This window comes from Mesorhizobium sp. M1050 (genome assembly GCF_040318715.1).
Classification (GTDB): Bacteria; Pseudomonadota; Alphaproteobacteria; order Rhizobiales; family Rhizobiaceae; genus Mesorhizobium.
Genome location: NZ_JAMYMV010000012.1, coordinates 19247 through 42882 on the forward strand (window position 1 = coordinate 19247; position 23636 = coordinate 42882).

Below are 23636 nucleotides of genomic sequence, written 5' to 3' on the forward strand. Positions count from 1 at the left end.
CTCCGCTAAAATCGCCATATAATGCGGGTTCGCGTCGAAAGCAACGCGCTCCGTGCAGCCATTCACACAAGTCAAGTCCCGACGCCCATTTCCGGCGTCAGTTTGCCGGTGCAGCCGGCGCCGGATTGGCCGGGGCATTGTCGGCCGGAGGCGTTCCTGTGTCATTATCGTCAGGCGCCGGCGTGTTGGCATCGTCGCCGCCTGCGGGAGCATCCGCCGCCGGGGCGTCCGGAGCTGCGGGCGTCTCTGCGGCCGGCTGATTCGGGTTGAGCTTCTTCATGATCGCGTTTTCCGGATCCTCAGGCAGCAGGCTCTCGAGCTTGGCGCCGATCTGCTCGAGCAATGGCCGCGACTTGGCCTCCGTGACCCAGGCCGGTGCCTTGGCGCCGGCCAGCCAGTTGAAGAACAGCAGTGCGACGGCAACGACAAGGATGCCGCGCGCGGCGCCGTAAAGGAAGCCGAGCGTGCGGTCGAGCGCGCCGATCCTGGAATCGATGATCCAGTCGGCAAGCTTCATTGTGATGATCGAGACGACCATCAGTGCGATGATGAAGACGACGCCGGCGGATGCCGCCATCGCGATCTTTTCATTCTCAATGTAGGGCGCGAGGTAGGGCAGGACCGGCTTGTAGAAGAAGAACGCCGCCGCTGCCGCTGCCGCCCAGGAGACGACGGACAGGACCTCGCGCGAGAAGCCGCGAACCATGGCGAGCATCGCCGAGACCAGAGTGAAGCCGACGAGAATTCCGTCAAGCAGCGTAATCGGCATGTCTTTCGCCCCACTCCATGAGCCGCATTATAGCGCGGAGCATTGGGTTTCCCAAAGCCGTTTCCCGCTTCTGGGTCCGATGCCCTAATCTTCCTCGTCCACGCGGCTTCGGCGTGAGCCGGCTATGCGTGCCACCAGGTCGGCAAGCTCGGTCGGCTGGAAAGATCCGGCCCCGATCCCCCAAGCCAGCTCGCCGCTGCCCGAGGGCAGAACCGCGCTTCCAAAACCCAGCTTTTCGGCTTCCTTGAGGCGCTGTTGCGCATGCGCAACCGGCCTCACGGCGCCCGAAAGGCTGATTTCGCCGAAATAGACGCAATCGGCGGGAAGGGCAAGACCGGTGAGCGAGGAAACCAGGGCCGCCGCCACCGCCAGATCGGCCGCGGGCTCCGAAATGCGATAGCCGCCGGCGACGTTGAGATAGACATCGTGGCTGCCGAAGCGCACGCCGCAATGGGCTTCGAGAACCGCCAGGATCATCGACAGCCGCGCGCCGTCCCAGCCGACCACGGCACGGCGCGGCGTGCCGAGCGAGGAGGACGCCACCAGCGCCTGGATCTCGACCAGCACTGGCCTTGTCCCCTCCATGCCGGCGAAAACCGCCGCGCCCGGCGATTTGGCATGGCGTTCGCCAAGGAAAAGCTCGGATGGGTTGGCGACCTCACGCAGGCCTTTGTCCGACATTTCGAACACGCCGATCTCATCGGTCGGTCCAAAACGGTTCTTCACCGTGCGCAGGATGCGGTAATGATGGCCGCCTTCGCCTTCGAAGTAGAGCACGGCGTCAACCATATGCTCGACGACACGCGGCCCGGCGATCTGGCCTTCCTTGGTGACGTGGCCGACCAACACGATCGCCGCCCCCGTGGACTTCGCATAGCGGATCATCGCCTGGGCGGCGGCGCGCACCTGGGTGACGGTGCCTGGCGCCGAATCGGCGAGATCGGTCCACAGCGTCTGGATGGAATCCAGGATGACGAGGTCAGGCCGCTTGCCGTCGGCAATCGTGGCGAGGATGTCCTCGACATTGGTCTCCGCGGCAAGTTCCACCGGGGAGGAGGCGACGCCAAGCCGCTGCGCTCGCAGCCTGATCTGCGCGACCGCCTCTTCGCCCGAGACATAGACGATGCGGTGACCCTTTGACGCCAGTGCGGCGGCTGCCTGGGTGAGCAGCGTTGATTTGCCGATACCGGGATCGCCCCCGACCAGCAACGCGGAGCCGCGCACGAAACCACCGCCGGTGGCGCGGTCGAGCTCGCCGATGCCCGAGCTGATGCGCGGCGCATCCTCGATGTCGCCCGACAGCGTGGTCAGCACCACCGCGCGACCTTTGCGGGCGTTGCGCGTGTTGGCCGGGCCCGAACCGATGCCGCCGGACGTGCCTTCCTCGACCAGCGTGTTCCACTCGCCGCAGGCATCGCATTTGCCGGCCCAGCGCTGATGCACCGATCCGCAACTCTGGCAGATGAATTGGACGCGGGATTTGGCCATCAGAGGGGTGCCGGGTGGTGACAGGTTAGCGGGACAGCGCCGCCCCCCTCTGGCCTTCCGGCCATCTCCCCCTCAAGGGGGGAGATTTGCAGCTTCAGCGCTTGCGCCTTCTTTTCAGCGCCAAAAATTGGCGAAAGAATCGATGACATCCGATCTCCCCCCTGGAGGGGGAGATGTCCGGCAGGACAGAGGGGGGCGCCAGGAAACGAGACCTTTCTCAACAGGTCACTCGAACCTTTCCGGCAGGTGATGCTCCTCGGCAAGGTCGGAGAAGCGGGTGAACTCGCCCTGGAAGGCAAGGCTGACGGTGCCGGTCGGACCATGGCGCTGCTTGGCGATGATCACTTCGGCCTTGCCCTGGACCTCGATCATCTTTGTTTCCCAAGCCAGGTGCTCGGGCGTGCCTTTCTCCGGCTCCTTGTTCTTGATGTAATATTCCTCGCGGTACACGAACAGCACCACGTCGGCGTCCTGCTCGATCGAACCCGATTCGCGCAGGTCGGACAGCTGCGGATGTTTGTCGTCGCGGCTTTCGACCTGGCGCGAAAGCTGTGAGAGCGCGATGATCGGCACGCCAAGCTCCTTGCCGAGCGCCTTCAGCCCGGTGGTGATCTCGGTGATTTCCTGGACGCGGTTCTGCGACGCCTTGGCTGATGAACCCTGCATGAGCTGGATATAGTCGATAACCATCAGATCCAGCCCGCGCTGGCGCTTGAGGCGGCGGGCGCGCGCCGCGAGCTGGGCGATCGAAATACCACCCGTCTGGTCGATGTAGAGCGGGCGCTTGTGGTTCTCTTGCGTGTAGGCGACGAGCTTGCCGAAATCGGCTTCCGTCAGGTCGCCGCGCCTGATTTTGGAAGACGGGATCTCGGTCTGCTCGGAGATGATGCGGGTGGCCAGCTGCTCCGACGACATTTCGAGCGAGAAGAAGCCGACGACGCCGCCATTGGCCGCCTTGACGGAGCCGTCCGCCTGCTGTGCGGGCTCGTAGGCGGCAGCGATATTATAGGCGATGTTGGTGGCCAGCGACGTCTTGCCCATGCCTGGACGGCCGGCGATGATGATCAAATCCGACGGCTGCAGGCCACCCATGCGGTGGTCGAGATCGCGCAGGCCGGTGGCGATGCCGGACAGGTGGCCATCGCGCATATAGGCGGCGCTGGCCATGTCGACGGCATTCTTCAAGGCATCGGAAAAGCTTTCGAAACCGCCGTCGTAGCGGCCGTTTTCGGCCAGCTCGAACAGCCGCCGCTCGGCGTCTTCGATCTGCTCGGTCGGCGCCATGTCGACCGGCGCGTCATAGGCGATGTTGACCATGTCCTCGCCGACGGTGATCAGCGCGCGGCGCGTGGCAAGGTCATAGATGGCACGTCCATAGTCGGTGGCGTTGACGACGGTGACGGCCTCGACCGCCAGCCGCACGACATATTGCGCCATTGTCATGTCGCCGACCTTCTCGTCGGCCGGCAGGAAGGTTTTTAGCGTTATCGGCGTCGCGACCTTGCCCATGCGGATGAATTCGGACGCCACCTCATAGATCTTGCGGTGCAGCGGCTCGTAAAAGTGGCTGGCCTTGAGGAAGTCCGAGACCCGGTAGAAGGCGTCGTTGTTGACGAGAATGGCGCCGAGCAGCGCCTGCTCGGCCTCGATGTTGTTTGGCGCTTCCCGATAAAGTGGTGTTTCCGCGACGCCGAATTTTCGCGCTGCCTCTGCCATGATGTCCCCGATTTTAATCCCGACCTTCGATATCAGAACGAGATGAGTCGATGCTGACCTTTCTGCATCACTGCGCGACCAAAGAGCCTCGATGCCCGTTGTTCACAGGAACGACCAATCGTCCACAGGAGAGTATGCCCGTGCCCCGATTCCGTTTGACTCGACAGGGCGTTGATTCGTATCTGACTCGTCAGAACAAAGCAAGAACAGTTACGCTGGTCATATTGCGGTTTCGTCCAGCCTGTCGCCCCAGCCCAGCCGCCGGGCGAGCTTGAAGTCGGCGCCGTCACGCTTGGTGAACAAGCGCTCGGCGGCAGTGCCGTCTTCCCTGCAAAGCTTGAGCAGAACCTTGCCGGAGCCGGATTTCGGCGGCGCAAGAACCCGTGCCCGGCGCGAGGTGGGCGCGTCGCGGGAAGCCGCGACATAGATGAACTTCTCGTCTTCCCACGGCACGTCGGCGTCCTTGGCCAGCCGGTGCAGGCGCGAGCGGGCGACGCGGCGGGAGAAATGGCACCAGTCCGGCTGGGCAAGCGGGCAGGGCGCCTGATGCGGGCAAGGCGCAAGCACCTGCGCGCCCGCCTCGATCAATTGTCGGCGCACGGCAAGGATGCGTTGCCATCCGGCAGGAGTGCCCGGCTCGACGATCAGCAGCGTGTCGCGCGTGACCTGCCAGAGCCGGTCGATGAGCTTCGGCAGGGATGCCGGAACGATTTCATCAAGCACATAGGCGCACGTCACCAGGTCGGCTGGCTCGAGGCCGGCAAGATCGATGGTGGCGTCGCCGGCCAGCCAACTGGTCCGGGCGGCAATCGCGTCGCCGGCCAGCACCTCGCCCACCTTGCGCACCGCCGCGCTCGCTTCCAGCAGCACCGCCTGTTCGAGATCTGGCCACTGGTCGGTCGTGGCCCAAAGCACCGTACCAGGGCCGGCGCCGACGTCGAGCAGGCTCCTGGGTTGAAAGTCGGGCTTGGCGTCGCTCAGCGCGTCAAGGCTGGCGCGGATCGCGGCATAGGTCGCCGGCAGCCGCGTCGCCAAATAGGCCTTCACCGCCAGATCCTCGGCCATGTGCAGGCGGCCGTCGCGCAACTCGGCACGGTAGCGGTCCGACAGCGTTTTTGCCGCTTGCTTCAGCGTCGCCAGCGGAACATTTTCGAGCACGCGCTCTACACCTTGGCGAAGCGGCGCCGGCAGTTCCATCTCACGCGCCCCGCGGTGCGAGAAGGATCACCGAAGCGCCGGCAATGCAGAGCGCCGCTCCGGCAAAATCCCAGCGGTCGGGTCGCACGCCTTCCACCAGCCACAACCAGCCAAGCGACGCCGCAATGTAGATGCCGCCATAGGCGGCGTAAGCGCGGCCGGCGGCGTTCGTGTCGACCAGCGCCAGCAGGAAGCCGAACAGCGCGAGCGAGGCCAGACCGGGGAGCAGCCAAAGCGGCGACTTTTCCAATCGCCACCAGGCCCAGAACGAAAAGCAGCCGGCGATCTCGGCCAGAGCGGCGGCGGCATAGAGGACGTAGGTCATGAAAAAGGTCCCGAGACGATCACGGGACCTTTTCAGTGCAGGCGCCGACAATGGCAAGCGGCAATGCTTATTCCGGATCCGCGACCTTGCGGCGGCGAGCTGGCTTGGCAGCAGGGCTCTTTTTGACCGGTGCCGTTTCGCGATGCCCCATATCGCGCATCTCAAGCGTCTTTTCGCACTTGGCGATGTAATCGCGTGTCATCGGCAGTGTGTCGTTCTTCTTGGTGATCTGGATCTGAAAGATGACCAGATCCTGCCAGCGGAAGGCGGCTTCCGACGCCGCCAGGTAGAATTCCCACATACGGCAGAAGCGTTCGTCATAAATCGCCTTGGCCTTGTCGCGATTGGCGGCGAAGCGCTGGCCCCAGTGCTTCAACGTGTCGGCATAGTGCAGCCGCAGGATTTCGACGTCGGTGACGACCAGGCCCGACTTCTCGATCGCCGGCATGACTTCCGAAAGCGCGGGGATGTAGCCGCCCGGGAAGATGTATTTGCGTATGAAGGCGCTGGTCGCCCACGGCACGCCGGAGCGGCCGATCGTATGCAACAGCATGACGCCATCCGGCTTGAGCAGCGTCGCGCTCTTGTCGAAGAAGGTACGGTAATGGTTCACGCCGACATGTTCGAACATGCCGACCGAGACGATGCGGTCGAAACGCTCGTTAAGTTCGCGGTAGTCCTTGAGCTCGAAATGCACGCGGCTTTCCAGCCCTTGCGCGTGTGCCCGGTCGGTGGCGACGCCATGCTGTTCGGTCGACAATGTCACGCCCTGCACGTCGACGTCGAACGCCTTGGCGAGGTAGAGGCCGAGCCCGCCCCAACCGGAGCCGATGTCGAGCACCGTCTGGCCGGATTTGAGCCTGAGCTTGGCGGCGATATGACGTTTTTTGGCAGACTGCGCTTCGTCGAGCGTCATGTCCGGTTGCTCGAAATAGGCGCAGGAATACTGCATGTCGTCGTCGAGGAAGAGCCGGTAGAGATCGCCTGACAGATCGTAGTGGCGCTGGACGTTGCGGCGCGAGCGCGAAGCGGTGTTGATCTGCTGCAGGCGGCGGAAGGCGTGGCGCAGGCCCTCTATGGCTTTCGACCAGGTGGCGTCGATGCCGCCGCTGCCCATATTCTGGAAGGCGATGCGCATCACGCCCAACACGCCACCTTCGAGAATGTCGAGTTCGCCGTCCATGTAGGATTCCGGAACCGCCAGCATCGGATCGAAGGTGATGGCACGCTCGGCGTGTGTCGTCTTGATGTGCATGTGCACCGGTTCGCCGCTGCCGTCGCCGAAAACCACCGTCGCGCCCTTGGGGCCGGTCACCTTAAGGTTGCCGGTGCGCACCAGGCGGTCGAGAACGCGCTTCAACAGAATATTCATGACCAAATGTCCCCTCTCGGCCAGACAGGCTGTCTTGGCGCGTAACCGCGAGAATCGGAATCGATTTTCCGCGGAGCCTTGCGCCGAGCCAAAGTTCACAACGTCATTTGCGCGACCAAAGGACGCGCGACGCTATAGTCTGCAACAATATATAGGGGTTCGAAAAGTTCCATTGGCACAAAAAAGCCCGGGCGCGAGGCCCGGGCGTTGGTCCAGTATGGCTGGATGCCGACAAAGTGATCGGAGCAAAGCTCCAATCGTGATCGGAGCACAGCTCCAATCCTCTGCGACGTATGGTCAGGCGTTGTCTTCGCCGCCCTCGAATTCGGTGTTCGGGTCGAAGAAGTTTTCCGGCCGGGCATTGTCGTTGATGTCGTCGCCATAGATGGCTTCAGCGGTGGTCAGTGTCTCGCCCTTGGCCTGGCGTTCGGCTTCGTCGGCCGTGCGGGCGATGTTGAGCGTGATCGTGACTTCGACTTCCGGATGCAACGCGATCGCCACATTGGTGAGACCGATGGTCTTGATCGGCTGATTGAGCAGGATCTGGTTGCGGTTGACCGAGAAACCTTCCGCCGTGAGCAGGTCGGCAATGTCGCGGGTCGAAACGGAACCGTAAAGCTGTCCGGTTTCACCGGCGGAGCGAACGGCGATGAAGCTCTTGCCGTCCAGCTTTTCGGCAACCTGGCTGGCTTCCGACTTGCGCTCGAGGTTGCGGGCTTCGAGCTGGGCGCGCTGGCCTTCGAACTTCTTCTTGTTGGCTTCGTTGGCGCGTAGCGCCTTGCCCTGCGGCAGCAGGAAGTTACGGGCAAAGCCGTCCTTTACCTTGACGGTATCGCCCATTTGGCCGAGGCGGGAAACGCGTTCGAGAAGAATGACTTCCATGGTTTTGTTCCTTCGGTTGGGCGCCACTCGATCGGTGAGGTCGACGCCGAATGTCATTGGAACAGGTCAGGAAGCTTGAACGCCTGGGGCGCTGGTGTCGCTGTCCTGCCTGTCGCGGCAGTTAGAGGTTTTTGACCTCAACCCGGGATTTGTTGTTCAACCCTGCGGCGCCCGTCGCCGTGGGAGAAGAGCGGGCGGCAAGCCGCCCGCATGCTAGATAGTGAGCCCGAAAACTGGATCCCGGTTTTCAGAGAGGAGTTTTAGCGAACCACGTAGGGCAGCAGGCCGAGGAAGCGGGCGCGCTTGATCGCCTTGGCGAGTTCGCGCTGCTTCTTCTGGCTGACGGCGGTGATGCGCGACGGCACGATCTTGCCGCGCTCGGAAATGTAGCGCTGCAGGAGACGCACGTCCTTGTAGTCGATCTTGGGCGCGTTGGCGCCGGAGAACGGGCAGGTCTTGCGGCGGCGATGGAACGGGCGCCGGGTCGGGATCTGGTTGATGTCGACCATTATTCTGCACCCCCTTCAAAGCCTTCGCGCGGACGGCGCGGACCACGATCGGCACCGGCGTCGCCGAACGAGCGCGGCGGACGATCGCCACGATCGCCGCGATCACGGTCGCCGAACGAGCGCGGACCACGATCGCCACGGTCGCGATCGCCGAAGCCGCCGCGTTCCGAGCGCTCTTCGCGCTTCTGCATCATGGCCGACGGGCCTTCCTCATTCGCCTCGACCTTGATGGTCAGGAAACGCAGCACGTCTTCGGACAGACCCATCTGGCGCTCCATCTCGTTGAGCGCGGCCGGCGGGCAATTCAGGTCCATCAGCGTGTAGTAAGCCTTCCGGTTCTTGTTGACCCGGTAGGTGAGGGACTTCAGTCCCCAGTTCTCGACCCGGCCGACGGACCCGCCATTCGCGGAGATGACACCCTTGTACTGTTCGACAAGCGCATCGACCTGCTGCTGCGAGAGGTCCTGCCGGGCAAGAAACACATGTTCGTAAAGAGCCATTATGTCTTATGCCTTTCTTCGTTTCTCTCCCGGTTCCCGGCGGCAAAAGCCTCTGCAACTTCTCTGACCCGCAAAATCGGGGAAGAAAGGAGCATGACGAGACGGTCGAGAGCGGAGACACGGGAGGCGGAGGCACTTCTGGCATCACACGGAGGTTTTCGAAAACCTCCGGCCCTCCGTTCAGCCCCCAGCAAGGACCGGCAGATTGCGGGCGTCTATATAGCAATCCGGCTGCAAAGCAAGGGCAGACGACGTTTTACGAGTCGCGCGAGGCCAAAATCAAGCAGCAACCGTGGCCGGAGTTTGTGGTTTGCGCAACTTCGCCTTAACCACAAAGTCACGTGATGGGAGTGGAAATCTCGCCGTAAACGGTCGATTCATTATCGAAGGCGCAAGAACCGGATAAGCCGCGACAAAAAGCAGCAGGCATTTCGGGGGTAAGAATGCTTCTCAAAAAGTTCTGGCGCTCGAAGAGCGCCAATTTTTCGCTTGTAATGGGTCTGGGCCTGCCGGTCATCCTGACAGCCGTCGGTTTCGCAACCGATGTCTCCACCCTCATGCGGGCCAAGAGCGATCTTCAGAATGCCCTCGATGGGGCAAACCTTGCCTCTTCGCATCTTGGCGATCTCGACGTCACCCGCAATGACGCCTTCAACCGTTATTTCCAGGCCAATATCGTCGGGCACGGCGAACTCGGAAATGCGCAGGCGACGTTGAGCGTCGACAAGGGCATCAATTTCATCAAGACAAAGGCGGTTGCCACGGCGGACGTCAATCTGAACTTTGCCTTCCTGTTCGGCAACAGCAAGCACATCGCGGTCGATGCTGCCGCCGTCGAATCAAACAACCAGCTGGAAGTCGTGCTGGTGCTGGACAACACTGGCTCGATGGCCGGCGCGCGCATGACGGCGCTGAGGACGGCGACCAAATCGTTGCTCGATACGCTCGAATCGACAAAATCGCCGACGCGCCAGGTCCGCGCGTCGCTGGCTCCATTTGTTACAGCCGTCAACGTCGACGGTGACGAATTCGACCCGTCCTGGATCGATATGGACGGCAAGTCGTCCACCAACGGCGCTAACTTTCCGACCATCGACGGGAAGCGTCCCAATCACATGGCGCTCTTCAAACAGCTCAAGGAGACTGGATGGACGGAGCCCGGATGGAACGGTACCGGATGGAAAGGTTGCGTCGAGGCGCGACCGGGCCCCTTCAACATTTCCGACACGCCGCCCGATCCGAACAAGCCCGACACGCTGTTCGTTCCGTATTTTGCGCCGGACGATCCGGAAGACGCCCAGATGCCGTCTAGCTCCTACGGCAATTCGGCTAGATACTACAACAATTCCTATCTCGACGACGTCAGCGACAAGGTCAAGCTCGCCAAGAAGAAGACCAACCTTCTCGGCATCGATCTCAGTGATCTCGTCAGCGATGTGTCGACGCCCGGCAAGTCCGACAAGGAAAAGATCGCCAAATATGTTGCCCCCGCCAAGGAACTCATCACCGAGACTGGCTCGCGCATCACCGTTGGTCCCAACCGCTCTTGCCCCACACCGCTCGTCCCCCTCACCAACGATTTTGACAAGCTGCGTAAGGCGGCAAGCGAGATGAACGAGTGGAACGGCTCGGGTACCAATGTTTCTGAAGGCTTGTCATGGGGCATGCGGGTGCTGTCGCCTGGCGCGCCCTATACCGGTGGCGCGCCATGGAAGACGCCTGGCATCAGCAAGATCGTACTATTGCTCACCGATGGCGAGAACGTTGTCTATGGCGCCAGCGAACAGCCGACAAAATCAGACTACACACCCTATGGCTATCTGGCGGGTGGTCGTTTCGGATCGGACAACCAGACGACCGCTGCGCGCAATGTCGACGGCTGGACCAAAAGCGTTTGTACGCAATTGAAGAGCGAGGGCGTGCAGATCTACACAATGGTGCTGCAATCCGACACCGCCGCCAACCGCACGCTTTACAGCGCCTGCGCTTCGGACCCGAGCGACTATTATGCCGTGAACGATCCGACCAAGCTGCCGAATGTGTTCCTGCAGATCGCCAACAAGTTCACGAAGCTGCAATTGACGAACTGAGCTCCCGGCCGAATCGGTCCGGAAGGACAAATCTGTTCAACTCGTATGGGCGACAACCTTGTCGACCGTTTCGGGGAAGAAGTCGGGCGCCGCATTGCGTTTGCCGAACATCATATCGTACTGCAAAAGGCGGAAATCGCGGATCGCCGGGTCGATCTCTTTCTGCCGCGCCCAATCGGGCGTGGCCTCGCCAGCCGGCGTCAGCAACAGGTTGCGGTCGACGACGCGATACCGTTCGCTCATCTGACCCAGGAAGCCGGTGTAGTACGGATGCGTGATGCCGGCCGTCTTTAGGATATGATAGGGCAGGAAGGCCGGGCTGACGGCACCTATGTCTTGAGCCGGCCCGGTGCGATTCGACCAGATGACCAGCGGCGTCTCGTGATGTTCGAGGGCGGCCTCGGGCGACGCTTCCTTGCGCGGCGCGACATTGTCCTTGAGGAACCCGGTTTCGACGTAGACCGGCCCCAGCGGCGGCAGATGGTCGCCGAAGAAGGCGATCACGGTCGGGCGGGAGCGCTTCTTCGCCCATTCGACGAGGCGTTCAAGACCACGATCGGCGTCGGCTGAGCCCTCGGCGTAGCTAAGCAGCGATTCGCGCGCCCATTGGCTGATCGGCGCCTGCACCGTATGCGTCGGATTGTAGTAGCGGTTCGGCTCATAGGGGCCGTGGTTTTGCAGGCTGACGGCAAAGAAGAACACCGGCTCGTCGCTGGCGTCCGCCTCGCTGATGATCTCGTCGGTCATCGCCGCGTCCGATGCCAGCGGCCCGCGCTTTTGCATTGGCGGCAGCGTCTCTTCCGATTTGAAGTCGTTGAAGCCGAAATCAGCATAGACCGCGCCACGGTTCCAGAACCAGTTCGTGCCGGGGTGGATGGCGCGCGCCCGGTAACCCTGGCTCTTGAGGAAGGTTGCCAGCGAAGGCGTCGGCGTGCGCACATATTGCTGATAGGGGATGCTGCCGGCCGGCAGGAACGCATTCGAGAAGCCGGTCAACGCCTCGAACTCGATGTTGGCGGTCATGCCGCCGAATTCCGGCGAGAACATAGAGCCCGAGCGCAGCGCCCGTACATTGGGGATCGGATCTGGCTTGATGCTGACTCCGGGCAGCTTGGTCGGATCCCAGAAGGATTCGCTCATGACGATGATGATGTCGGGCTTCTCTGCCGGTACCGAGGCGCTTACGTCGGGCCTGCCGATCGCGGCAATTGCCTTGTCGGAATAGCCCGGTGGCGCCGAGACATGCGCCATCGGCACGTTGAGGGCAAAGGCCAGCGCAAAACCGTTGGAGGCATAGTTCTCCTTCTGGTCCCACATGATCGGTATGATCTGCAGCCGATCCCTGGTCCAGGAGAAGGTGGCGTAATCCATGATCGAAACGAAGAAGGCGAGCAGCGGCACTGCCAGCGTCAGCCGGGCGAGGCGCCCCTTGCGGCTGAGCGCCGGTACCTTGCGGCGCCACAGCCGCCAGCCGTAGACGAGCAGCGATAGGCCGGCGACGATGCCGACGACCATGGCGAGCGCGGTCATCGGCCGATCGCGCACCAGGAGCGGCAACAGCGCGAAGATCTGGCGGGCATAGAGGAAATCGGTCGGATAGAGCGGATCGCCGAGATAGTGAGATTTCTGGTGACCGACGAAAGCAAGGGAAAGCGTCAGCGGCGCGACAATCATCAGGCTCTGGTGGCTGCGCCCAAGCACCGCATCGAGGCCAACCAGGATCAGCGCAAACACGACAATGGTGGTCCAGCCCGGCTTGAGCGGCTGCAGGAAGAAGGAGACCGTGCCGGCAAAGTCGCCGCGCACGATCAGTTCGATGGCAAACACCAGGATGGCAGCGATGGCCAGGCTGACCAGACCATAGCGCACGACCGGCCATCTCCTGCCCGGCAGGTAGCCGGTGGAGGGGTCGTCTTCCAGGAACTGTGGCGCGGCCTTACCGGCGCGTTTTGAACTCTTTGCCACTTTTGATTTCCCCACCCAGCGACAACACGTCACTCGATTGTCATGGATTTGTCACGCAATGCTAGCGCCTGTAAGCAAAATAAGAAGAGCCAGCAAACGAATCGTGAGCGGTTTTCATCAGGTGTGATCGGCAAAAAGCTTTTCGGAACAGGCACTCGGCGGGTGACACTGCCGTCAGGAAGGATTGAAGTGGCTTGACTTGGCAGCCTGCCTTGCGTCACAGGCAAGCAAAACTCGTCTACCAGGCAAGCAAAACCAACCCTTGGGAGCCCTCGCATGGCCGTTGCATTCACCTTTCCTGGACAAGGCAGCCAGGCTGTCGGCATGGGCAAGGATCTCGCCGACGCCTTTCCGGAGGCGCGCAGGATTTTCCAGGAGGTCGATGACGCGCTCGGCGAAAACCTGACGAAGCTGATCTGGGAAGGACCGGAAGAGACGTTGACGCTGACCGCCAATGCGCAACCGGCGCTGATGGCGGTGTCGCTGGCCGCGATCCGGGCGCTGGAATCGCGTGGTTTGTCGCTGAAAGGCAAAGTCGCCTATGTCGCCGGCCATTCGCTGGGCGAATATTCGGCGCTCGCGGCGGCGGGCTTCGTTTCGGTTGCCGATGCCGCCCGGCTCTTGCGCATCCGTGGCAACGCCATGCAGGCGGCGGTGCCGGCCGGCGAGGGCGCTATGGCGGCGATCATCGGACTGGAGCAGGCCGATGTCGAAGCTGCCTGCGCCGAGGCCGCCCAAGCGTCCGGGAAGGGCTCTGTCTGCCAGGTGGCGAACGACAATGGCGGTGGCCAGTTGGTCATTTCCGGTGCAAGAGCCGCGGTGGAACTGGCGGCAAAACTGTGCACTGAAAAGGGAGCCAAGCGCGCGCTGATGCTGCAGGTGTCTGCGCCCTTCCACTCCGCACTGATGACGCCCGCGGCCGAGATCATGCGCGAGGCACTGGCCAGCGTGACGAAGGCCGCGCCGGTCGTGCCCATCGTCTCCAACGTCACCGTCACCCCGACCGATGACCCCGACGAGATCGCGCGGCGTCTGGTCGAGCAGGTGGTCGCCCGTGTGCGCTGGCGCGAGACTGTGGAATGGCTTGGTGCAAACGGTGTCACCACGCTTTATGAGATCGGCGCCGGAAAGGTGCTTTCAGGATTGGCGCGGCGCATCAACCGCGACATCGCGACCGCGTCGGTCGGCTCAGCGGCCGAGGTCGAGGCGGCGCTGGCGGCGCTTGCATAAAGCGTCATTCGATCCCATCCCTATAAAAGAGTGTTCTTCTCAATCAGGAGACAAAAATGTTCGAATTGACCGGCCGCAAGGCGCTCGTAACCGGTGCATCCGGGGGCATCGGCGAGGCCATCGCCAGGGTGCTGCATGCGCAAGGCGCTATCGTCGGCCTGCATGGCACCCGCGTCGAGAAACTGGAAGCGCTGGCTACCGAGCTTGGCGACCGGGTCAAGCTGTTCCCAGCCAATTTGTCGAACCGTGACGAGGTCAAGGCGCTCGGCCAGAAGGCCGAGGCCGATCTCGAAGGTGTCGACATCCTCGTCAACAACGCTGGCATCACCAAGGACGGGCTGTTCGTGCGCATGTCGGATGCCGACTGGGACACCGTGCTCGAGGTCAATCTGACCGCAGTGTTCAGGCTGACCCGCGAGCTCACCCATCCGATGATGCGCCGCCGCCACGGGCGCATCATCAACATCACCTCGGTCGTCGGCGTCACCGGCAATCCCGGCCAGACCAACTACTGCGCCTCCAAGGCCGGCATGATCGGCTTTTCCAAATCACTGGCGCAGGAGATCGCCACTCGCAACATCACCGTCAACTGCGTCGCCCCGGGCTTCATCGAATCGGCGATGACCGGCAAGCTCAACGACAAGCAGAAAGAGGCGATCATGGCGGCGATCCCGACGCGCCGCATGGGCACCAGCGTTGAAGTCGCGTCCGCCGTCGCCTATCTCGCCTCCAACGAAGCCGCCTATGTCACGGGCCAGACCATCCATGTAAACGGCGGCATGGCGATGATCTGACCGGACTGTGACGCGCCCCCGCGCATCCTGTTTGTTCGGGATGAGGCTTCGAACGATGATCAGGCGGAGAGGCTCAGCTTGAATTTTCCTGCGCTTCTCGTCCTGCCGCGCCGCGCAATCATATGATTTGTCAGCACCGTTTCTTCGATGGGCTTGGACATGAAGAACCCTTGAGCGCGGTGGCATTGTTCAGCGATCAGAAAATCTAGCTGCGCTTCGTTTTCCACCCCCTCGGCCACGACTGTCAGGCTGAGCGAATTGGCCAGCGCTATGATCCCTCGCACGACATTCTGCTTCTTCGGGGACGACGCCAAATCGCTCAAGAACGACCGGTCGATCTTCAACTGATCCAGGTTGAAATCGGCGAGATAGCCGAAACTCGCATAGCCGGAGCCAAAATCGTCGAGTGCCAAACTAACTCCGATGTTTCGAATTTCAGTCAGGATATGCAAAGCGCTTCGGCTGTTCTGGACAAACACCCCTTCAGTAATTTCCAGCTGCAGACGTGACGCCGGCAGTCCCGTTTGTCGCAACACTTCAACCAGGTGGGTGAAGTAGACGTCGTTCTGAAGACTCTTGCCTGAAACATTTGCCGAGCAGACAAAGTCCTCCGGGCAAATGGGCAGCCACTGTGCTGCCTGCCGGCAAGCCTTGCTCAAGACCAATTTGTCGAGTTCCAATATCAGGTCACTTCGTTCGGCTGTTGGAATAAACGATATCGGCGGTCGAATCGCCCCTGAGATCGGGTCGCGCCAGCGGACCAGGGCCTCGGCACCGGTCATGCGGCCGGTTGCCAACTCGAATTGCGGTTGCCAGACCAGGAAAAATTCGTCGCAATTAAGCGCTCGCTTGATTGCGGCCTCTTCACCAAGTTGCACATCGATTTGGCTGAGGATTGCAGGAGAAAATGTCACCAGATCAGCTCGCCCCTGGGCTTTTGCGGCGTAGAGAGCGCTATCCGCATTGCGCATCAAGGTTGAAATGTCCGCACCATGCTCCGGAAAACTGGCCATGCCGATGCTTGCGCCAACTCGAACTTGATGCCCTTCCAATTCGGCAAACCCATTCAATTGCTCCCGAAGACGATTGCCGAGAGCTTTTTCGGCCGAATGCACCACTCCAATCTCGATGATGGCGAACTCGTCTCCACCCAGTCGAACAGCAAATACATCGCCGGGACGTTCGATCAACTGCAGGATTTCGGCGACGGCTTTCAGCAGGAGATCGCCAACGTGATGGCCGAACGTATCGTTCACATTCTTGAAATGATCGAGGTCGATCAGGTAAAGATGGAGTTGCTTGCCAGCTAGCTTCGCCTGATCCAGCAAATCGTCTCTGTTGGCCGACATCCAGGCACGATTCTTCAGACCAGTAGTCGCGTCACGCCAAGCCAGAAATTCCAGTTTCTTTATGGTCTCGCGGCGGCCGATAAGCAACACGGCCGTTCCGATTGCAAGTAGTGACAAGATCGCCAATGCGAAGGCTATCTGATAATTAAATCTATTCAGGCTGATTTCCGAGGCGTAGAGATCGGCGTTTACCTGTTCGCCGAATTTATAATACTCATCATTCATTCGGGCTACGATCTGATCGAGTTCAAGCCCCATTTCCTTCAATCTGTCTGCATCGAGAGGTAGCCCGGCCGCGATCAGCGCATCAATCCGCGTTACCGAGTCGTTGACGCGCGGCACGATCGCCGCATAGGCCGGAATTTCGCGACTAGTTCCACTGCCGTCGACCCGCTCGAAGCGGACATAAACCAGATCATTTGCCGCCAATAGCTGATCGAGGCTTGCTGCGGACGTGGGCGCGGCTTGAGCGAGCGAAACCATATCCCGCAAGTGCGTCACGTCGCGTATGGCGATGTGGAATTCGCGGATGGCGAAAAACCCGAACCGTGGCAGCGAGGACTCGATCTTGCTGATGCTGAGAAACAACATCGTGATCAAGATGCCCGAACAGGCCACCGCCGCAGCTATAGCTGTCCCGTATGTAACCGGAACTCGCCAGCCCGTCTTTCCAAACCTTGCCATCAAGGTCACGCGGGCGCTAGTTGCCGGATTCGATCGCCTTGATCAGCCAGACCCATCGTGGTTTGCGAATCGGCGTATCGAAGCTAGGATAGTCATTGAGGGGGTATACGAGCCGGGTGGGACCCTGAGTGCGTCGGGTCAGTAACTTTCCATCCTGTCGCGTGGCAAGCAGGAGAGGACCGTCGGTCCAGTCCTCTCTCGGAATTATCTGCACATAATCGTCGACGGCTCGCAGAACAACAGAATCCTTGCCCTCCAATCCAACCAGCTTGAGCACATCGCTGAACAGGACGCCTTCAAACGTAAGCTGGCCGCTTTCGAAAGGGCTTGGGGTGGTGATCCTATAGAGGCCGAGCTTCTCCAGCTGCCTCAACGTGATCGGAGTCGATTCACCGTTCTTCTGGATATTGAAAGCAACTGTGTCCGGCGGTTCTGGGAGCTTTATGGATTCCAATGCCCGCGCAGGCAGAATGCCAAGTGCGAAAACCGCCAGTATGACTAGGCAGCGCTTGATCGTCAGGCGTCTTTTGTTGAGCAAGGATGACATGCGTCCACTCCTTTTCTTATTATCGCAAGCCGGCGCCACCGTCGTCGAGGCGCCATTTCTTGACGGAATCATTAAGGCTACCATGGCCGAGTAACTTTTCAGTTAGCGACCTATCGCCAATGTTGATTTTCGTCTGGATGGTCGGCATGCCCAGGAAGCCCGTTTTGATATGCGACGGATGGGATGGAGCTGGGTCGCGTCGGAACCCGTTCAAAGTCATCGGAGAAGGCCCATTTCGGCTTGGACCTCAGCAGATTTTCGTGTAATGCGGCCCGCAACCCGGCGGTTCGGGCAAAAACCGGTCCGTAGCCGTTGCGTTTCCGGCAGGACCATCTTTCAGCTTGATTAGCGGCATTCTGCCCGCTAACGAAGACAGACAAACAAAAGACGAGGATGCCCAAATGAGTGACACCGCAGAGCGCGTCAAGAAGATCGTCATCGAGCACCTTGGCGTCGATGCCGACAAAGTGACGGATCAGGCGAGCTTCATCGATGATCTGGGCGCCGACAGCCTTGACACGGTCGAACTCGTCATGGCGTTCGAAGAAGAATTCGGCGTCGAGATTCCCGACGACGCAGCCGAGACCATCCTGACCGTCGGCGATGCGGTGAAATACATCGACAAGGCTTCGGCCTGACACTTTCCGCAGTCATCACCGGGGAGGACCTGCGATGAGGCGTGTCGTCGTCACGGGCCTTGGGTTGCTGTCGCCGTTCGGCATGGGCTTCGAGCACGGCTGGAAGGAATTGCTGACCGGCCGCAGCGCTGCCAAGCGCATCACCGAGTTCGAGGTGGAAGATCTTGCCTGCAAGATCGCCCACGTCATTCCGCGTGGCGACGGCAGCAATGCCACCTTCAATCCCGAGGCCGTGCTCGAGCCGAAGGAATTGCGCAAGATCGGCGACTTCATTCTGTACGGGATTGCCGCCGCCGACGAAGCGCTGAAGGATTCCGGCTGGGAGCCGAAGACGCACGCCGAGCAATGCGCCACCGGCGTCCTGATCGGCTCCGGCATTGGCGGCATCGAGGGCATCGCAGAGAACGCGATGATCCTTAGGGAACGCGGCCCCCGCCGCATCAGCCCTTTCTTCATCCCGGGCCAGATCATCAATCTTGTCTCCGGGCAGGTTTCGATCCGGCACGGGCTGAAAGGCCCTAACCATGCCGTGGTCACGGCCTGCTCCACCGGCGCCCACGCCATCGGCGATGCCGCCCGGTTGATCATGTGGGGCGATGCCGACGTGATGCTGGCAGGCGGCGCCGAAGCGCCGGTGACGCGGCTGTCGATCGCCGGCTTCGCCGCATGCCGGGCGCTGTCGACGGAACGCAATGATTCGCCGGACACGGCGTCGCGCCCCTATGATCGCGACCGTGACGGCTTCGTCATGGGCGAGGGGGCCGGCGTTGTCGTGCTCGAGGAGCTCGAGCATGCCAAGGCGCGCGGCGCCAAGATCTATGCCGAGGTCACGGGCTATGGTCTCACCGGCGACGCGCATCACATCACCGCGCCCGCCGAGGATGGCGATGGTGCCTTCCGTTGCATGACGGCGGCGTTGAACCGGGCCAAGCTGGCCCCCGCCGATGTCGATTACATCAACGCGCACGGCACCTCGACCATGGCCGACACGATTGAGCTCGGCGCTGTCGAGCGGCTTGTCAGCAATGCTGCGTCGAAGATTTCGATGTCGTCGACCAAGTCTTCGATCGGCCATCTGCTTGGGGCGGCGGGTGCCGCCGAAGCGATCTTTTCGATCCTTGCCATCAGAGACAATGTCGCCCCGCCGACCATCAACCTCGACAATCCGGAACGCGAAACCGCGATCGACCTGGTGCCGAACAAGCCGCGGGCCCGCCAGATCGACGTGGCGCTGTCCAATTCCTTCGGCTTTGGCGGAACCAACGCGTCGCTTGTCTTCCAGCGCTACAATGGCTGATCGTCCGGCTGACGGGCGCCGCTTTGGCGTGCCGTCAATTTTGCCATATTCGCCCCTACTCTACCGCTGGGGATTCGTTGGGCGATCAAACGGTAGGGCGAAATGAACACAAATCCGGCAAGCAACGGAGAATTGGGGCAGCGGCCCGCGACATCCAGTCCGATCGTGCCGAAAACGGCCAGCGAGGCGTTGCGGCCGGAGGCCGGCACGCCGCCGCCGAAGCGCTCGCGAGCATCACGCAGCCAACTCGTCGTGTTCATGAACTTCGTCATTTCCTCGGTGATGCTGATGGTTCTGGCGGCCGGCGTCGCGGTCTATTTCGGCAAGCAGGAATTCACCGAACCCGGCCCCTCGGCCAATGGCGACACCTTCCTGGTCAAGCCGAACACCGGTGTCCAGGACATCGCCGACCAACTCGAACGCCGCGGACTGGTCAGCGACGCTCGGATCTTCCGCCTTGGCGTGCGCGCCTTCGGCAATGATTCCGCGCTGAAGGCCGGCGAGTACGAGATCAAGCCCAGGGCTTCTATGCGCGACATCATGGAGCTTTTGAAGAGCGGCAAGTCGGTGATGTATTCGCTAACCGTTCCAGAGGGGCTGACGGTCGAGCAGGCGCTGCAGCGCATCGCCGACGAGACTGCCTTGAGTGGCGATATGCCGGCGACCATTCCTTCGGAGGGCAGCCTCGCCACCGACACGCTGCGATTCACGCGCGGCGCGACACGCCAGCAGATGATCGACAAGCTGCTGGCCGATCAAAAGAAGCTGGTTGATGATGTCTGGCAGCGGCGCGCGCCGGATCTGCCGCTGGCCAACGTCGAAGAGTTTGTGACCTTGGCTTCGATCGTTGAGAAGGAGACGGGCAAAGGTGACGAGCGTTCACGGGTTGCCGCCGTCTTCCTGAACAGGCTTGCCAAGGGCATGCGCCTGCAATCCGATCCAACCATCATCTATGGTCTGTTCGGCGGCAAGGGCAAGCCGGCGGACCGTCCGATCTACCAGTCCGACATCCAGAAGCAGACGCCCTACAACACCTACTTGATCAACGGCTTGCCGCCGACGCCGATCGCCAATCCCGGTCGCGCGGCGCTGGAGGCGGTAGCCAATCCGTCGAAAACGGACGACCTCTATTTCGTCGCCGATGGTAACGGCGGGCACGTCTTTGCCGCGACGCTGGAAGAGCACAATGAGAATGTCGCCCGCTATCGCGCCTTGCAGAAGAAGCAGGCAGATGAGGCTGCCAAGACCATCAACACCAGTGGCGCCGGGGACGGCAATGTCGACAAGCCCGCTGACGCTGGGGCCGCTGGGCCGGCTGACGATGGCGACGACAACGGCGGTGACGCGGGCGCTGCCCAGTAGAATAAAGAAGGGCCTTGCCCATCAGGCGACGCCCTGACATTTGCAAAAGCGCCGCGCGTCCTATTTTGAGGCGTCTGCGGCGCAGTCATTTTCAAGCCGCACTTGCTCCTCGCCGTAAAGCCGGTTTCGGGGTGTGCGCCAGGGACGTGTGGGCGATATGAATTTGCAGAGCATGACCGGTTTTGCACGTGCCGTCGCCGAGCATGAAGGCACCTCGATTGCCTGGGAGGTCAAGTCCGTCAACGGCAAGAGCGTCGAGATACGGCTGCGATTGCCGCCAGGCTTCGAGCGGCTGGAACCAGCCGTCAGGCAGACACTTCAGAAGCGTTTTGCACGCGGCAATTTCCAGGCGACGCTGACCATCGGTCGTGCCGCCGGCGCGCTGGCGCAACCGGTCGTCAATGAAGCCTTCCTGAAGGATCTGGCAGGGCTCGCCAAGCGGCTGCAGGAGCAATTCGGCTTTGCTCCCGCGACATCAGACGGATTGCTTTCGCTGCGCGGCGTCCTCGACATTCCCGAAGCCGTCGAAACTGAAGAGGCGAGGGCTGCGCTCGATGCAGCAATCATGGCCGCGCTCGAGGTGGCCCTGAAAGGGCTCGAACAGGCACGACAAAGCGAGGGTGCCGCGCTGGCTTTTCTGTTGTCGGGCCATATCGACATAATCGAGGTGCTGACGCTGCGGGCCGAGGCGGATCCGTCACGCGAGACGGCGGTGATCCGCGAACGCATTGCCGAGCAGGTCAGGCTGCTGATGGACGCTTCCGCCAATCTGGACGCGACCCGGCTGTACATGGAGGCGGCGTTCCTCGCCACCAAAGCTGATATTCGCGAAGAGATCGACCGGCTGAAGACGCATATCGCATCAGGTCGGGCACTGCTTGAAGGCGGCGGTGCAATCGGCCGCAAGCTCGATTTTCTGGCACAGGAATTTAACCGCGAATCGAATACGCTATGTTCGAAGTCGAATGCCGCTGCCGTTACCGCGATCGGGTTGGAGCTGAAGGCGGTGGTCGACCAGTTTCGTGAACAGATCCAGAATCTGGAGTAGCCGATGGTTGCCAAGGATTTGGGGTCCCGCATTCGCCGCCGGGGCCTGATGCTCGTCCTGTCGTCGCCGTCTGGCGCCGGCAAGTCGACGATCGCGCGCAATCTTCTGGAAAGCGATTCCAGTCTCGAACTGTCGGTCTCCGTCACCACCAGACCGCGCCGCGGCAGCGAGATCGAGGGCGTCCACTATCATTTCCGGACGATGCGCGAGTTCGAGCGGCTGCGCGATTCCGACGCGCTGCTGGAATGGGCCGAGGTTCACGGCAATTGCTACGCGACCCCGCGTGAGCCAGCCGAACTGGCGCTGTCTGAAGGACGCGACATGCTGTTCGACATCGACTGGCAAGGTGCCCAGCAACTCAAGGAGAAGATGCGCGCCGACATTGTCTCGATCTTCATCCTGCCGCCATCGATGAAGGAATTGAAGGCGCGGCTGAAGCGCCGCGCCGAAGACCAGGAGGCGGTGATCGAGACGCGGTTGAAAAACGCCCGCAACGAGATCGAGCACTGGAAGGAATATGATTTCGTCATCGTCAATGACGACCTCGACCGCGCCTTCGCCGAAGTGCGCGGCATCGTCGTCGCCGAGCGACTAAGGCGCGATCGCCGGCCAGGCCTGTTCGACTTCGTCTCGGGACTGTTGGACGAGAAGACGGGCTGACCGGCTTCAGGGCGCTATGCCATCGACCAGGATCAGGTTGCGGCTGAGCGCTGCATCGCGCACGTCCAGTGCCGACGCGTACTCGGCGGAGGCGTACCAACGCCTGGCCCGTTCCATGTCGGGAAATTCGACGACGATCAGCGGTCCGGGATGCCACATGCCTTCCAGTGTCTCTACCCGTCCGCCACGCACCAGATAGCGCCCGCCATGCTGGGCGATAGAAGTCGCCGCGCGGGATCGGTAGGTCTCGATGGCCTCTTCGTCGCGGATCGTGACATCGGAAATGACATAGGCGGGCATTTTGATCCTCCGGCGTGTTCGCCAGATTATCTATGCCTCGAGCAAAACGCTTCCAGACCCGCCGGCACTACACCGCATTGGTCAGCCGCACGAATTCCTCGACGCTGAGCGTCTCGGCACGGCGTGTCGGATCGATGCCTGCACGGGTGAGCAGCGCCTCGCCCCCCAAGCTTTTCACGCTCTGCCGCAGCATCTTGCGGCGTTGGCCGAAGGCGGCTTCGGTGACGCGGCCGAGTTTTTTCACCTCGGCGGCCAGCGGAGCCAGGCGCGGCACCAGATGCACCACCGAGGAGGTGACCTTCGGCGGCGGCGTGAATGCCTGTGGCGGCACGTCGAAGGCGATCCTCGCCTCCGTCCGCCAGCCGGCAAGAACCCCGAGCCGGCCATAGCTGTCGCTGCCGGCGGGCGCGACGATGCGCTCGGCGACCTCGCGCTGGAACATCAACGTCATCGAGGTGTAGAAGGGCGGCCAATCGCTGACCGTCAACCAGCGCACCAGCAGCTCGGTGCCGATATTGTAGGGCAGGTTGGCCACGATCTTTACCGGGCCACCGCCCCCGGCCGCGCGACTGGCTAGTGCCGCGAAATCGGTCTTCAGCGCATCGCCGGACACAATCTCAAGCCGGTCGGGATAATGGTCGGACACTTCGGCAAGCGCTGCCAGGCAGCGTTCGTCACGCTCGATGGCAATGACGTGGCGCGCTCCGTTGGAGAGCAAGGCGCGGGTCAACCCGCCAGGACCGGGACCGACCTCGATCACGGTTGCATCGGACAAGTCGCCGGCGGTGCGTGCGATCTTGCCCGTGAGGTTCAGGTCGAGCAGGAAATTCTGGCCGAGCGCCTTCCTTGCCTGCAGCCCATGACGCTCGATCACCTCGCGCAGCGGCGGCAGCCCGTCGACGCTCATGCCTTCG

23 protein-coding genes are annotated in these 23636 nt (G+C 61.7%); 8 read left to right on the forward strand and 15 right to left on the reverse strand.

The genetic code is table 11. The features are described from left to right. Positions 1 to 97 precede the first annotated feature (97 nt). The 9 genes from NKH57_RS09790 to rpsF all read right to left on the reverse strand — a co-directional run bounded on the left by NKH57_RS09790 (position 98) and on the right by rpsF (position 8758). Positions 98 to 769: a CvpA family protein gene (locus tag NKH57_RS09790; protein ID WP_023761616.1), complete on the reverse strand. Its 672-nt coding sequence runs from the start codon at positions 767 to 769 to the stop codon at positions 98 to 100. An 84-nt stretch (positions 770 to 853) separates the two neighbouring features. Next, complete coding sequence (gene radA, locus NKH57_RS09795; protein ID WP_352599148.1) at positions 854 to 2257, reverse strand: DNA repair protein RadA; 1404 nt, start codon at positions 2255 to 2257, stop codon at positions 854 to 856. A 225-nt stretch (positions 2258 to 2482) separates the two neighbouring features. Beyond that, on the reverse strand, positions 2483 to 3973 hold the full coding sequence (locus NKH57_RS09800) for a replicative DNA helicase (protein ID WP_023761614.1): 1491 nt from the start codon (positions 3971 to 3973) through the stop codon (positions 2483 to 2485). A gap of 219 nt (positions 3974 to 4192) precedes the next feature. Further along, entirely contained in the window at positions 4193 to 5170 is a 978-nt protein-coding gene (locus NKH57_RS09805; protein WP_352943809.1) for a small ribosomal subunit Rsm22 family protein, read from the reverse strand. A 1-nt stretch (position 5171) separates the two neighbouring features. Beyond that, a complete protein-coding gene (locus NKH57_RS09810; protein WP_352599144.1) occupies positions 5172 to 5495 on the reverse strand; it encodes a YnfA family protein in 324 nt (107 codons plus the stop codon). 67 nt (positions 5496 to 5562) lie between these two features. Then, positions 5563 to 6867 carry a cyclopropane fatty acid synthase gene (locus NKH57_RS09815; protein ID WP_352943812.1) on the reverse strand — a complete coding sequence of 435 codons (1305 nt, stop codon included), beginning with the start codon at positions 6865 to 6867 and terminating at the stop codon, positions 5563 to 5565. A gap of 297 nt (positions 6868 to 7164) precedes the next feature. After that, the gene (gene rplI / locus NKH57_RS09820; protein ID WP_031260841.1) at positions 7165 to 7749 is read right to left on the reverse strand and encodes a 50S ribosomal protein L9; all 585 of its coding nucleotides are present in this window, start codon (positions 7747 to 7749) and stop codon (positions 7165 to 7167) included. Between the two features lie 260 nt (positions 7750 to 8009). Beyond that, on the reverse strand, positions 8010 to 8258 hold the full coding sequence (rpsR, locus tag NKH57_RS09825) for a 30S ribosomal protein S18 (RefSeq protein ID WP_006203718.1): 249 nt from the start codon (positions 8256 to 8258) through the stop codon (positions 8010 to 8012). After that, the gene (gene rpsF, locus NKH57_RS09830) at positions 8258 to 8758 is read right to left on the reverse strand and encodes a 30S ribosomal protein S6 (RefSeq protein WP_352943814.1); all 501 of its coding nucleotides are present in this window, start codon (positions 8756 to 8758) and stop codon (positions 8258 to 8260) included. Before rpsF ends, rpsR begins: the two co-directional genes overlap by 1 nt. A 443-nt stretch (positions 8759 to 9201) precedes the next feature. Between rpsF and NKH57_RS09835 the strand changes: the two genes are divergently transcribed. Further along, entirely contained in the window at positions 9202 to 10848 is a 1647-nt protein-coding gene (locus NKH57_RS09835) for a pilus assembly protein TadG-related protein (RefSeq protein ID WP_352943816.1), read from the forward strand. 36 nt (positions 10849 to 10884) lie between these two features. Here NKH57_RS09835 and NKH57_RS09840 read toward each other — a convergent pair whose 3' ends face one another. Then, positions 10885 to 12813 (reverse strand): LTA synthase family protein, encoded by a 1929-nt coding sequence (locus NKH57_RS09840; protein WP_352943818.1) that lies wholly within the window; start codon positions 12811 to 12813, stop codon positions 10885 to 10887. Between the two features lie 276 nt (positions 12814 to 13089). On the opposite strand from NKH57_RS09840, the gene fabD reads away from it, so the two are divergent. Together fabD and fabG are read left to right on the forward strand one after the other, a co-directional pair. Beyond that, positions 13090 to 14043 (forward strand): ACP S-malonyltransferase, encoded by a 954-nt coding sequence (fabD, locus tag NKH57_RS09845; protein WP_352943820.1) that lies wholly within the window; start codon positions 13090 to 13092, stop codon positions 14041 to 14043. 56 nt (positions 14044 to 14099) lie between these two features. Continuing rightward, positions 14100 to 14837: a 3-oxoacyl-[acyl-carrier-protein] reductase gene (gene fabG, locus NKH57_RS09850; RefSeq protein ID WP_352599135.1), complete on the forward strand. Its 738-nt coding sequence runs from the start codon at positions 14100 to 14102 to the stop codon at positions 14835 to 14837. A gap of 59 nt (positions 14838 to 14896) precedes the next feature. Here the strand turns inward: fabG and NKH57_RS09855 are convergent, their stop codons facing one another. Beyond that, on the reverse strand, positions 14897 to 16870 hold the full coding sequence (locus NKH57_RS09855; RefSeq protein ID WP_352943823.1) for a putative bifunctional diguanylate cyclase/phosphodiesterase: 1974 nt from the start codon (positions 16868 to 16870) through the stop codon (positions 14897 to 14899). 16 nt (positions 16871 to 16886) lie between these two features. Next, positions 16887 to 17417 (reverse strand): putative pterin-binding protein, encoded by a 531-nt coding sequence (locus tag NKH57_RS09860; protein ID WP_352729820.1) that lies wholly within the window; start codon positions 17415 to 17417, stop codon positions 16887 to 16889. Positions 17418 to 17818: 401 nt separating this feature from the next. Here NKH57_RS09860 and NKH57_RS09865 point away from each other — a divergent pair, with 401 nt between their 5' ends. Continuing rightward, the gene (locus NKH57_RS09865; protein WP_023761599.1) at positions 17819 to 18055 is read left to right on the forward strand and encodes an acyl carrier protein; all 237 of its coding nucleotides are present in this window, start codon (positions 17819 to 17821) and stop codon (positions 18053 to 18055) included. A gap of 34 nt (positions 18056 to 18089) precedes the next feature. After that, positions 18090 to 19352, forward strand: coding sequence for a beta-ketoacyl-ACP synthase II (fabF, locus tag NKH57_RS09870; protein WP_352943825.1), 1263 nt, complete (start codon positions 18090 to 18092; stop codon positions 19350 to 19352). Here the strand turns inward: fabF and NKH57_RS09875 are convergent. Then, entirely contained in the window at positions 19340 to 19624 is a 285-nt protein-coding gene (locus NKH57_RS09875; RefSeq protein ID WP_352729913.1) for a hypothetical protein, read from the reverse strand. The genes fabF and NKH57_RS09875 overlap by 13 nt on opposite strands. Here NKH57_RS09875 and mltG point away from each other — a divergent pair. The 3 genes from mltG (at position 19611) to gmk (ending at position 22422) form a co-directional block, all read left to right on the forward strand. Further along, positions 19611 to 20714: an endolytic transglycosylase MltG gene (mltG, locus tag NKH57_RS09880; protein WP_502904068.1), complete on the forward strand. Its 1104-nt coding sequence runs from the start codon at positions 19611 to 19613 to the stop codon at positions 20712 to 20714. The genes NKH57_RS09875 and mltG overlap by 14 nt on opposite strands. 157 nt (positions 20715 to 20871) lie before the next feature. Then, on the forward strand, positions 20872 to 21762 hold the full coding sequence (locus NKH57_RS09885) for a YicC/YloC family endoribonuclease (protein ID WP_352943827.1): 891 nt from the start codon (positions 20872 to 20874) through the stop codon (positions 21760 to 21762). 3 nt (positions 21763 to 21765) lie between these two features. Next, positions 21766 to 22422, forward strand: coding sequence for a guanylate kinase (gene gmk, locus NKH57_RS09890; RefSeq protein WP_013532512.1), 657 nt, complete (start codon positions 21766 to 21768; stop codon positions 22420 to 22422). A 6-nt stretch (positions 22423 to 22428) separates the two neighbouring features. On the opposite strand, the gene NKH57_RS09895 is transcribed toward gmk, so the two are convergent. Both NKH57_RS09895 and rsmA read right to left on the reverse strand, forming a co-directional pair. Continuing rightward, positions 22429 to 22722, reverse strand: a complete 294-nt coding sequence (locus NKH57_RS09895) for a DUF1330 domain-containing protein (protein WP_023761594.1) — start codon at positions 22720 to 22722, stop codon at positions 22429 to 22431. Between the two features lie 67 nt (positions 22723 to 22789). Beyond that, entirely contained in the window at positions 22790 to 23629 is an 840-nt protein-coding gene (rsmA, locus tag NKH57_RS09900; RefSeq protein ID WP_352599126.1) for a 16S rRNA (adenine(1518)-N(6)/adenine(1519)-N(6))-dimethyltransferase RsmA, read from the reverse strand. Positions 23630 to 23636 lie beyond the last annotated feature (7 nt).

What these genes read in the sequence shown, in the direction of transcription:
- fabG (WP_352599135.1), top strand. Translation starts at nt 14,100, where the DNA reads ATGTTCGAATTGACCGGCCGCAAGGCGCTCGTAACCGGTGCATCCGGG.
- NKH57_RS09875 (WP_352729913.1), bottom strand. Translation starts at nt 19,624, where the DNA reads ATGACGAAGTTCATGAACACGACGAGTTGGCTGCGTGATGCTCGCGAG.
- NKH57_RS09860 (WP_352729820.1), bottom strand. Translation starts at nt 17,417, where the DNA reads ATGTCATCCTTGCTCAACAAAAGACGCCTGACGATCAAGCGCTGCCTA.
- NKH57_RS09895 (WP_023761594.1), bottom strand. Translation starts at nt 22,722, where the DNA reads ATGCCCGCCTATGTCATTTCCGATGTCACGATCCGCGACGAAGAGGCC.
- mltG (WP_502904068.1), top strand. Translation starts at nt 19,611, where the DNA reads ATGAACTTCGTCATTTCCTCGGTGATGCTGATGGTTCTGGCGGCCGGC.
- fabD (WP_352943820.1), top strand. Translation starts at nt 13,090, where the DNA reads ATGGCCGTTGCATTCACCTTTCCTGGACAAGGCAGCCAGGCTGTCGGC.
- NKH57_RS09865 (WP_023761599.1), top strand. Translation starts at nt 17,819, where the DNA reads ATGAGTGACACCGCAGAGCGCGTCAAGAAGATCGTCATCGAGCACCTT.
- NKH57_RS09810 (WP_352599144.1), bottom strand. Translation starts at nt 5,495, where the DNA reads ATGACCTACGTCCTCTATGCCGCCGCCGCTCTGGCCGAGATCGCCGGC.
- rsmA (WP_352599126.1), bottom strand. Translation starts at nt 23,629, where the DNA reads ATGAGCGTCGACGGGCTGCCGCCGCTGCGCGAGGTGATCGAGCGTCAT.
- NKH57_RS09835 (WP_352943816.1), top strand. Translation starts at nt 9,202, where the DNA reads ATGCTTCTCAAAAAGTTCTGGCGCTCGAAGAGCGCCAATTTTTCGCTT.
- NKH57_RS09885 (WP_352943827.1), top strand. Translation starts at nt 20,872, where the DNA reads ATGAATTTGCAGAGCATGACCGGTTTTGCACGTGCCGTCGCCGAGCAT.
- gmk (WP_013532512.1), top strand. Translation starts at nt 21,766, where the DNA reads ATGGTTGCCAAGGATTTGGGGTCCCGCATTCGCCGCCGGGGCCTGATG.
- radA (WP_352599148.1), bottom strand. Translation starts at nt 2,257, where the DNA reads ATGGCCAAATCCCGCGTCCAATTCATCTGCCAGAGTTGCGGATCGGTG.
- NKH57_RS09815 (WP_352943812.1), bottom strand. Translation starts at nt 6,867, where the DNA reads ATGAATATTCTGTTGAAGCGCGTTCTCGACCGCCTGGTGCGCACCGGC.
- fabF (WP_352943825.1), top strand. Translation starts at nt 18,090, where the DNA reads ATGAGGCGTGTCGTCGTCACGGGCCTTGGGTTGCTGTCGCCGTTCGGC.
- NKH57_RS09790 (WP_023761616.1), bottom strand. Translation starts at nt 769, where the DNA reads ATGCCGATTACGCTGCTTGACGGAATTCTCGTCGGCTTCACTCTGGTC.
- NKH57_RS09800 (WP_023761614.1), bottom strand. Translation starts at nt 3,973, where the DNA reads ATGGCAGAGGCAGCGCGAAAATTCGGCGTCGCGGAAACACCACTTTAT.
- rplI (WP_031260841.1), bottom strand. Translation starts at nt 7,749, where the DNA reads ATGGAAGTCATTCTTCTCGAACGCGTTTCCCGCCTCGGCCAAATGGGC.
- rpsF (WP_352943814.1), bottom strand. Translation starts at nt 8,758, where the DNA reads ATGGCTCTTTACGAACATGTGTTTCTTGCCCGGCAGGACCTCTCGCAG.
- NKH57_RS09805 (WP_352943809.1), bottom strand. Translation starts at nt 5,170, where the DNA reads ATGGAACTGCCGGCGCCGCTTCGCCAAGGTGTAGAGCGCGTGCTCGAA.
- rpsR (WP_006203718.1), bottom strand. Translation starts at nt 8,258, where the DNA reads ATGGTCGACATCAACCAGATCCCGACCCGGCGCCCGTTCCATCGCCGC.
- NKH57_RS09855 (WP_352943823.1), bottom strand. Translation starts at nt 16,870, where the DNA reads ATGGCAAGGTTTGGAAAGACGGGCTGGCGAGTTCCGGTTACATACGGG.